Annotated in this window: 9 protein-coding genes; 1 reads left to right on the forward strand and 8 read right to left on the reverse strand. The window is 73.2% G+C overall.

Translation table 11 applies throughout. The features are described from left to right. Positions 1 to 259: 259 nt before the first annotated feature. Genes HUW36_RS20550 through HUW36_RS20560 form a run of 3 tightly spaced genes read right to left on the reverse strand, consistent with a single transcriptional unit; the run spans position 260 to position 2,709 of the window. On the reverse strand, positions 260 to 1,117 hold the full coding sequence (locus tag HUW36_RS20550) for an ABC transporter permease (RefSeq protein WP_174529661.1): 858 nt from the start codon (positions 1,115 to 1,117) through the stop codon (positions 260 to 262). Beyond that, positions 1,114 to 2,127 carry an ATP-binding cassette domain-containing protein gene (locus HUW36_RS20555; RefSeq protein ID WP_174529662.1) on the reverse strand — a complete coding sequence of 338 codons (1,014 nt, stop codon included), beginning with the start codon at positions 2,125 to 2,127 and terminating at the stop codon, positions 1,114 to 1,116. Before HUW36_RS20555 ends, HUW36_RS20550 begins: the two co-directional genes overlap by 4 nt. Positions 2,128 to 2,154: 27 nt before the next feature. Beyond that, positions 2,155 to 2,709 carry an NADPH-dependent FMN reductase gene (locus HUW36_RS20560; RefSeq protein ID WP_174529663.1) on the reverse strand — a complete coding sequence of 185 codons (555 nt, stop codon included), beginning with the start codon at positions 2,707 to 2,709 and terminating at the stop codon, positions 2,155 to 2,157. Positions 2,710 to 2,821: 112 nt separating this feature from the next. Here HUW36_RS20560 and HUW36_RS20565 point away from each other — a divergent pair, with 112 nt between their 5' ends. Beyond that, positions 2,822 to 3,325, forward strand: coding sequence for a GNAT family N-acetyltransferase (locus HUW36_RS20565; RefSeq protein ID WP_174529664.1), 504 nt, complete (start codon positions 2,822 to 2,824; stop codon positions 3,323 to 3,325). A 30-nt stretch (positions 3,326 to 3,355) separates the two neighbouring features. On the opposite strand, the gene HUW36_RS20570 is transcribed toward HUW36_RS20565, so the two are convergent. The 5 genes from HUW36_RS20570 to HUW36_RS20590 form a co-directional block, all read right to left on the reverse strand. Further along, positions 3,356 to 4,339, reverse strand: a complete 984-nt coding sequence (locus tag HUW36_RS20570; RefSeq protein ID WP_174529665.1) for an aldo/keto reductase — start codon at positions 4,337 to 4,339, stop codon at positions 3,356 to 3,358. A 112-nt stretch (positions 4,340 to 4,451) separates the two neighbouring features. Further along, entirely contained in the window at positions 4,452 to 5,306 is an 855-nt protein-coding gene (locus tag HUW36_RS20575) for an aldo/keto reductase (RefSeq protein WP_174529667.1), read from the reverse strand. Positions 5,307 to 5,440: 134 nt separating this feature from the next. Further along, positions 5,441 to 5,980, reverse strand: coding sequence for a DUF1697 domain-containing protein (locus HUW36_RS20580; RefSeq protein ID WP_174529666.1), 540 nt, complete (start codon positions 5,978 to 5,980; stop codon positions 5,441 to 5,443). A 37-nt stretch (positions 5,981 to 6,017) separates the two neighbouring features. Then, entirely contained in the window at positions 6,018 to 6,773 is a 756-nt protein-coding gene (locus HUW36_RS20585; protein ID WP_174529668.1) for an FkbM family methyltransferase, read from the reverse strand. A gap of 13 nt (positions 6,774 to 6,786) precedes the next feature. Then, positions 6,787 to 7,920, reverse strand: a 1,134-nt coding sequence (locus HUW36_RS20590; RefSeq protein ID WP_484502599.1) for an alkaline phosphatase family protein, incomplete at its 5' end; no start/stop codon positions are given.

Raw genomic sequence — 7,920 nt, forward strand, 5'->3', positions numbered from 1 at the left:
CGCCCGGATCCGGGACTCGCTTCGCCGGCTCGACCAGCGGCACCCGGCGCTCGCGGCCCACCTGCGCGAGTCCGTCACCACCGGCACCACCTGCCGCTACCTCCCACCCGAGCCGGTGCGCTGGCGCCTCTGACCGGCCCTGCCCCGGCCGGCCCTGCCCCGGCCGGCTCTGTCCGGCCCTGCTTGCCCCGCCCCGGGCCGCCCTCCGCCCCGGCCGCCCACCACCCGGGGCGGCCCGGCCGGGACGGCGGTACGGACGTCAGCGGCGGTTGTAGCGGTGCATCGTCAGGGAGCCGAAGACCACCACGAAACCGGCGCTCCAGAGCAGCAGCCACATCGTGTTGGTGGCGTCCATCGAGCCGCCCATCGCGGCCCGCACCGAGGCGACCAGGTGGGTGATCGGGTTGACCTTGACGAACGCCTGCAACCAGCCCGGCATGGTGGACGGGTCGACGAACACGTTGCTCAGGAACGTCAGCGGGAACAGCACCATCATGCTGACGCCCATCACCGACTTCTCGCTGCGCAGCACCAGGCCGAAGAACGTCCACACCCAGGAGAACGCGAACGAGAAGACCACCAGCAGGCCGATCCCGGCCAGCACGCCGGGCACCCCGCCGTCCGGGCGGAAGCCGAGCACCAGGCCCACGGCGAGGATGACCAGGGCGGCCAGCACGTAGCGCAGGACGTCGCCGAAGATCATCCCGACCAGCGCCGCCGGCCGCCACACCGGCAGCGTGCGGATCCGGTCGAAGACGCCCTTCTCGATGTCGTTGTTCAGGCCCACCCCGGTGTACATCGTGATCATCACGACGCTCGTCACCATGATGCCGGGCAGGAAGAACTGCAGGTACGCACGAGGGCTGTCGGCGAGCGCGCCGCCGAACAGGTACGTGAACATCAGCACCATGATGATCGGGAACGCGGTGACGTCGAACAGTTGCTCGGGCACGTGCTTGATCTTCAGCATGGCCCGCCAGCCGAAGGTCAGCGACGCGGCGAGCGGCCCGGGTCGGGCCGGTCGCCCACCGGGGGCGAGCACGGTCGCCAGCGCCTCGGCGGAGGGTACGTAGACGGACGGCGCCCGCCCGGTGGTGGTCGTCGCGGTGTCGCTCATCGGGCCGCCTCCAGCTCGTCGTCCCGCTCGTCCGTCGCGACGGCCGGGTGGTCGGTCAGGGCCAGGAACACCTCGTCCAGGCTGGGCTGGCCGAGGGAGAAGTCGTCGACGACGATGCCGGCCCGGGCCAGCTCGCCGAGGGCGCGCGCGGCCTGCTCGCCGGCCTCCAGGTCGGTGCCGTCCTCGCCGACCCGCGCGGTCAGCGCCACCGGGTCCGCCGCGAGCTGCACCGGCGTGCCCAGCGCGGTCCGCAGCACCTGTTCGGCCCGGGGCCGCTGCCCGGCGTCGCGCAGTCGCACGTGGACGGTGCCCGAGCCGACCGACGACTTCAGCTCGCCCGGGGTGCCCTCCGCGATCACCCGGCCGTGGTCGACCACCGCGATCCGGCCGGCGAGCTGGTCCGCCTCGTCCAGGTACTGCGTGGTCAGCAGCACGGTGGTGCCGTGCGCCACCACCGCCCGCACGATCTCCCACACCTGGTTGCGGCTGCGCGGGTCGAGCCCGGTGGTCGGCTCGTCCAGGAACAGCAGGTCCGGCGTGTTGAGGATGCTCGCCGCGATGTCGATGCGCCGCCGCATCCCGCCGGAGTACTTCTTCACCTGCCGGCCCGCCGCCTCGGTCAGCCCGAACGCGGCGAGCAGCTGGTCGGCCCGGTCCCGCGCGGCCGGCCGGCCCAGCCCGAGCAGCCGGGCCAGCAGGACCAGGTTCTCCGCCCCGGTCAGGTCCTCGTCCAGCGAGGCGTACTGGCCGGTCAGGCTCATCCGGGCGCGGACCGCGTCGGCCTGGGTCACCACGTCGTGGCCGAAGACCCGGGCCGTGCCGCCGTCGGGGCGCAGCAGCGTGGCCAGCACCCGTACCGCGGTGGTCTTGCCCGCGCCGTTCGGCCCGAGCATCCCGTACACGGTGCCGGCGGGGACCCGCAGGTCCAGACCGTCGAGCGCGCGGGTCGCGCCGAACGACCGGACCAGGCCGTCGGCCTCGACGGCCAGGCCGGTGTTCCGGTTACTCATGATCACTACCTCTCTCCGTGGGTGTTCTCAACAGGCGTACGGGCGGGCCGCGCGACCGTCGCGCAGCGTCAGGCCCCACCAGCAGAGCTCGTCGAGGAGCAGCCGGACGTCCTGCCGGAGCCGTTCCTCGGCGTGCCCGGTGGGCTCGCCGTCGAGCAGGTCGACGCCGACGGTGTCCCGGACGGTCGTCGCGTGCAGCGCGGTGAAGACCGTCCGGAGCTGGTCGACCGCGTGCAGGCCGACCGACCGGCAGCCGTACGAGACGAAGCCGACCGGCTTGGCCTGCCACTCGTCGTAGGCGACGTCGATCGCCTGTTTCAACGAGGCCGGGAAGCTGTGGTTGTACTCGGGGGTGACCACGACGAACGCCTCGGCCCGTGCCACCCGCCCGGCGAACTCCCGCATCGCCGGCGTCGGCTCGGCGGGCAGGGCGGTCGGCAGGGCGTACCCGGCGAGGTCGATCTCCTCCACCGCCAGCCCGTCCCGGCGGCGCGCGTGGGCGGCGAACCAGCGACCGATCCGGTCGCCGACCCGTCCCTCCCGGGTGCTGCCGATGAGCACGGCGAGCCGTAACGGCGCCATGTCGCCCTCCCTCGCTGCCGGCCTCACCCTTGCGGCGCCAGACCGGGCGCGACGGCCCGCCAGATCGAATCTGGCGGGACACCTGTCGGGGGTGTCTGGTGCAATCGGGCGCATGGCAGAGGTACGCATCGTCCGGTGGGGCGTCGACGACCTGGCGCTGCTGCGGGCACTGAACGTCCCGGAGGTGCGGGCGCACACCGGCGGCCCGGAGACCGACGAGCAGGTGCGCGCCCGGCACGAGCGCTACCTGCGCGGCCCGGGTCCGCGCAGCGGGAACATGTTCACCGTGGTCACGCCGGACGGGACGACTGTGGGCAGCGTCGGCTTCTGGCCGCGCGAGTGGCGCGGCGAGCAGGTGTACGAGATGGGCTGGGCGGTGCTCCCGGCCCACCAGGGGCGGGGCCTGGCGACGGCGGCGGTGCGCGCGGTGGTCGCGGCGGCCCGGGCGGCGGGTGACCGGCGCTTCGCGCACGCGTACCCGTCGGTGGACAATCCGCCGTCGAACGCGGTCTGCCGCAAGGCCGGGTTCACGCTGCTCGGGGAGACGGAGTTCGAATACCCGCCAGGTCGCCTGATGCGCTCGAACGACTGGCGGATCGACCTGACGGCCGGGTGACCGCGACGGGCCACCCGGCCGGACGGTCGATCAGCGGGCCGCGTCCAGCCGGGCCCGTTGCTCGGCGGTCAACTCCAGGTCGACCGCGCCCAGCGCTTCGTCCAGTTGCGCCACCGACGAGCAGCCGACCAGCGGGATGGCCGGCAGGTCGCCGCCCGTCAGCCAGGCCAGCACCACCTGGTTGACCGTGGCCCCGGTCTCGTCGGCCACCGCACGCAGCGCCGCCAGCCGGGCCGGGGTGGAGGGCAGGGCATACTCCTCGCCCAGCCGTTCCGGCTTCACGTACGCGCCCTTGAGCAGCGGCGAGTACGCGACGAGCGTGAGCCGGGGCTCGGCCCGCAGGTAGCTGGCGAGGTCCGGGCCGACCCAGCCGACGTCGCCGTCCGGGTCCAGCGCGTTCGGCAGGTCCACCCGCGACGGCAGGTAGCTGCGGTGGTACTGGAGCACCTCGTACCCGGGCAGGCCGGCCGCGGCGGCGATCGCGCGGGCCCGCTCGACCCGCCAGGCCCGGTGGTTGCTCGCGCCCAGCAGCCCGACGGTGCCCTCGGCGACCAGCTCGGCGAAGCCCTCCACGGTCTCCCGCAGCGGCACGGACCGGTCCTCGATGTGGGCGTAGAGCAGGTCGATCCGGTCGAGCCCGAGCCGCTCGCGGCTGCGCTCGGCGGACTCGCGGATCACCTTGGCCGACAGGCCCTCCGCGTTGTCGAGGTAGCTGGTCCCGGGTGCGAGCGGGCGGGCGCCGAGCTTGGTGGCGAACACCACCTCGTCGCCCACCCCGCGGCTGCGCCGCCAGCGGCCGAGCAGTTCCTCGCTCTCGCCGCCCTGGCCGCCGTTCTGCCAGAAGGCGTAGTTGTCCGAGGTGTCGACGAACGTGCCGCCGGCCTCCACGTAGCGGTCCAGGACGGCGTACGAGGTGGCCTCGTCGGTGGCGGTGCCGAAGAGCATCGCGCCGAGGCTGAGCACGCTGACCTCGCGTCGGGTGGCCGGGTCGGTGCCGATGGTGCGGTATCGCATGGTGTCCTCCCCGTCGGAGCGTTTCCGGCCACCCTGCCCCTTCGAGTGCGCGCGAAGTCAAACGCGCGCAGGGGCCCCGGTTCCCCGGGGCCCCTGCGACGTGGCTGACGGCTCAGCTCGGCACGTAGTCGAACGTGTCCGGGTTCGGGCCCTGCCGGCCGGCCTCGCCCCGGCCCAGGCCGGTGAGCCGGTCCATCGCGGCGTCGTCGAGCGCGAAGTCGAAGATCGCGAAGTTCTCCTCGATCCGCTTCGGGGTGGTCGACTTCGGGAAGACGATGTCGCCGCGCTGCACGTGCCAGCGCAGCACCACCTGGGCCGGGGTCCGCCCGACCTCCTCGGCGATGTCGACCACGGTCGGGTCGTCGAGCACCTTGCCCTGCGCGATCGGCGACCAGGCCTCGGTGAGGATGTTGTGGGCACTGTCGTACGCGCGCACCTCGTCGTTGCCGAAGTAGGGGTGCGCCTCGATCTGGTTGACCGCCGGCACCACGTCGGCCTCGGCGGCCAGTCGCTCCAGGTGGGCGACCTGGAAGTTGGAGACGCCGATCGACTTGACCTTGCCCTCCCGTTGCAGGTCCTCCAGCACCTTCCAGGTGGAGACGAAGTCGCCGTCGTAGAGGGTGGGCAGCGGCCAGTGGATCAGGAACAGGTCGAGGTGGTCGAACTTCAGCTCGCGCAGCGACTGCTCGAACGCCTTGCGGGCGTCGTCCGGTCGGTGGAAGCCGTTGTTCAGCTTGCTGGTGACGAACACCTGGTCCCGGTCCAGCCCGGAGGCGCGCACCGCCTGCCCGACCTCGGCCTCGTTGCCGTACATCTGGGCGGTGTCGAGGTGCCGGTAGCCGATCTCCAGCGCGACGCCGACCGCCTGCGCGGTGTCCTTCGGGTCGATCTGGAAGACGCCGAAGCCGAGCTGCGGGATGGTGTTGCCGTCGTTGAGCGAGATGTCCGGAACGCGGTTGGCGGCCATGTCGATTCTCATCTCCGATCGTTCGGGGTGCCCGGGAGCGCTTCCACCCGGCGGGCTTCCGGACGTGCCACCCGGTGTCTGTACCCGCTGGCCCCGCGTCCTCACGGACCATGAACGGTGATCTGGGACAGCCCTCAGTCGGCGGTGAGGTCGCGCAGGGCCAGCACCGACTTCCAGTTGCGGACCGTCGCGGCCACGCCCAGGACCTTCTCCAGGTACGTGTTGGTGAACTTCGTCCGCCCGTAGCGTCCGGTCGGGAAGTGCAGGTGCACCTCCCGACCGGTCAGCGCGTACTCCATGTCCTCGCCGGCCGGCACGGCCAGCTCGCGGGCCCGCGCCGCCGCGGGCGCGGCGGACAGGAACGCCACCAGCACCCGGGTCGGGTCGTCCTGCCGGTCGGCGTACGGACTGGCGTCGACCACGGCGGCCAGCTCGGCCGCGCTGCGGACCAGGACCGGCACGCGCAGGCCCAGCTCGTCGGCGAGCCGCTTCGCGATGCCCTCGGCGAGGACCTCACCCTTGGTGGGCGGGCTGGTGAAGACCACGTTGCCGCTCTGCAGGTAGGTCTTGACGTCGGTGTGCCCGAGGTCGGTGACGACGCGTCGCAGGTCGGCCATCGCCAGTGGGGCGTTGCCGACGTTGACGCCCCGCAGCAGGGCGGCGTAGCGGGCCATCGATCCTCCTCGCGGCGGCGGTCCGGCCCAGCCTAGGTCAGGCGGAGGCCAGCCGGGCGTAGACGTCGCCGGAGCGGCCGGTCGGGCGGTACTCCTCCAGCAGCCGCACCAGGCCCGGCGCGTCCAGCCAGCGGTCGGCGGCGAAGCGCATGGTCTCCACCGGGGAGAAGTTGTAGCGGTAGCCGCCGGCCCGCGCGCCCAGCCGTTCCACCAGGTCGAGCGCGGCGAGCGCGGCGTCGTGCGCCGGCGGGAGGTACTCGAAGGAGAGCCCCCGCACCGGCCGGCTGAGCCCGGACAGCACGTCGACCTCGAAGCCCTCGACGTCGACCTTGCAGAACGCCGGCTCGCCGTGCTTCGCGACCAGGTCGTCGAGCGTCACCACGGGCACCTCGACCGACCGGTCCCACCGGACCTTGGCGAAGCTCGGGTCCGCCGTGACCGAGTCGATCCAGGACGTCGACATGGTGGACACGGTCGGCGTGGCCGAGGACAGTTCCAGGCGAGCCTGCCCGGCCCGCGCGCCGACCGCCGTGGGCTCGATCACGACGCCCTCGTCGCGCCCGAAGCCCAGCCGCAGCACGCGCAGGCAGTCCGGCTGCGGCTCGACCGCGACCACCCGCGCGCCGAGCCGCCGCCAGGTGCGTACCCGCCCGCCGACGTGGGCGCCGATGTCGAATCCGAGGTCGCCGGGGGAGAGGAACTGCCCGTACAGCTCCCGGGCGCGCCGGTGCTTGGCCGGCTGGCCGTGGTAGACGGCCAGGGAACGGGTGATCCCCCAGGCCCGCGCGAGCATCGTCACGACATTCCTAACTGTGAGTGCGGGACTGCGGTCCGAACGTCCGCAGGAACCGGTCGCGGAACGACTCCATCGGCCAGACCGGGGCGTCCGGGGCCGGGTTCAGGCCGTCCTGCCAGCCCCACCCCGAGATCCGGTCGAGCACGGCGGGGTCCTTCGCCACGATCGTGATCGGCACGTCCTTGTCGGCCGCCTCGCCGGTGACCGACCGGGCCGGCTGGTGGTCGCCGAGGAAGACCAGCACCAGGTTCTCGTCGCCGTAGCGCTGGACGTAGGAGATCAGCGTGCGCAGCGAGTAGACGATCGAGTTCCGGTAGGCCCGGCGGGTGCCCTCGTCCGCGCGGGGGGCGCGGTTGGTGCCCGTGAAGACCGACCCGTCGCCGAGGTCGTCCCAGTCGACGAGCTTCGGCACCGGCGACCACGGGAGGTGGCTGGACAGCAGCGGGATCTCGGCCATCACCGGGGCGTGGCCGGGTGCCCGCTCCGCGCGCTGGAACGCCTCCAGCGTGAACTGGTCCGGCGGCGAGGAGAAGCTGAACGTCGGCCCCCGGTAGCCGAGATCCTCGGCGCCGTAGACCCGGTCGGGGGCGAAGAAGTCGGCCTCCGGCCAGGCCCGGGTGAGCGCCGGCATGACCAGCGAGGTCCGCCACCCGGCGCGCTTGAACGCCCCGTTGAGGGTCAGGCGGTCGCTGCGCACCAGGTTGGTGTAGCGCAACTGGTTGTCCGCCCGGATGCCGGACATCAGCGTGGCGTGCGCCAGCCAGCTGCCCCCGCCGGTGGTGGACGAGGTGAGGAACGCGCTGCGGCTGCCGTAGCCGGCGGCGGCCAGCCGTCGCGTCCCGTCGTCGAGGACGGCGTCCACCTGGGGCGCCAGCTCCGGGTCCTCCACCGCGACCCGGCCATAGCTCTCCACGAACGTGACGAGCACGTCCTTGCCGCGCAACGCGGTCAGCAGCTGGTCGCCCGGCGTGTCCTGGAACGGGTCGCCGGCGAGCTGGGTGCGCAGCCGCTCCTGGTCGTTCAGGCCGGCGCGCACCTGGCCGGCGCGGTCGCGGACGCCCGTCGAGACCGTGTCGGCGGCGACCGGCAGACCCGGGACGACCTGCGCGCCGAGCACGGCGCAGACCACCCAGGCGGCCGCGAG

The sequence above is a fragment of the Micromonospora maritima genome (genome assembly GCF_902825405.1).
Lineage (GTDB): Bacteria > Actinomycetota > Actinomycetes > Mycobacteriales > Micromonosporaceae > Micromonospora > Micromonospora maritima.

Excerpts from the sequence above, each read along its gene's own strand:
- HUW36_RS20560 (WP_174529663.1), bottom strand. The coding sequence starts at position 2,709 with ATGGCGCCGTTACGGCTCGCCGTGCTCATCGGCAGCACCCGGGAGGGA.
- HUW36_RS20550 (WP_174529661.1), bottom strand. The coding sequence starts at position 1,117 with ATGAGCGACACCGCGACGACCACCACCGGGCGGGCGCCGTCCGTCTAC.
- HUW36_RS20565 (WP_174529664.1), top strand. The coding sequence starts at position 2,822 with ATGGCAGAGGTACGCATCGTCCGGTGGGGCGTCGACGACCTGGCGCTG.
- HUW36_RS20585 (WP_174529668.1), bottom strand. The coding sequence starts at position 6,773 with ATGCTCGCGCGGGCCTGGGGGATCACCCGTTCCCTGGCCGTCTACCAC.
- HUW36_RS20580 (WP_174529666.1), bottom strand. The coding sequence starts at position 5,980 with ATGGCCCGCTACGCCGCCCTGCTGCGGGGCGTCAACGTCGGCAACGCC.
- HUW36_RS20555 (WP_174529662.1), bottom strand. The coding sequence starts at position 2,127 with ATGAGTAACCGGAACACCGGCCTGGCCGTCGAGGCCGACGGCCTGGTC.
- HUW36_RS20575 (WP_174529667.1), bottom strand. The coding sequence starts at position 5,306 with ATGGCCGCCAACCGCGTTCCGGACATCTCGCTCAACGACGGCAACACC.
- HUW36_RS20570 (WP_174529665.1), bottom strand. The coding sequence starts at position 4,339 with ATGCGATACCGCACCATCGGCACCGACCCGGCCACCCGACGCGAGGTC.